The sequence below is a fragment of the Pseudomonas sp. SIMBA_041 genome (genome assembly GCF_046535095.1).
GTDB classification, from domain to species: domain Bacteria; phylum Pseudomonadota; class Gammaproteobacteria; order Pseudomonadales; family Pseudomonadaceae; genus Aquipseudomonas; species Aquipseudomonas mucoides.
In genome coordinates, this window is sequence record NZ_JAWRXJ010000457.1 from 1 (window position 1) to 263 (window position 263).

Annotated in this window: 1 protein-coding gene; it reads left to right on the forward strand. The window is 62.7% G+C overall.

Annotated elements, in window-relative coordinates:
- Positions 1-263: ATP-binding protein (locus tag SB725_RS31905; RefSeq protein ID WP_410923457.1), on the forward strand; the 263-nt coding region annotated here is incomplete at both ends.

A 263-nucleotide genomic window follows, 5' to 3' on the forward strand; every position in this document is an offset into this window, starting at 1 on the left:
CTAACGCTCTGGAAGCACTGGCGGGGTTTCGCAACGACGGCGTATTGCGGATCACCTGTGCCGTTGTCGAGGACGAGGTAGAGATCTGTGTCGACGACAATGGGCCGGGCATTGCGCCAGAGGAACTGGAACGCGTGTTTGGCGCCTTCTACACCACCAAGAGCGGTGGGCTGGGAATGGGGCTGGCGATATGCAGCTCGGTGATTCAGGCCCATGGCGGGCAGCTGCAGGCGCAGGCGTCAGAGCTGGGCGGGTGCAGGATT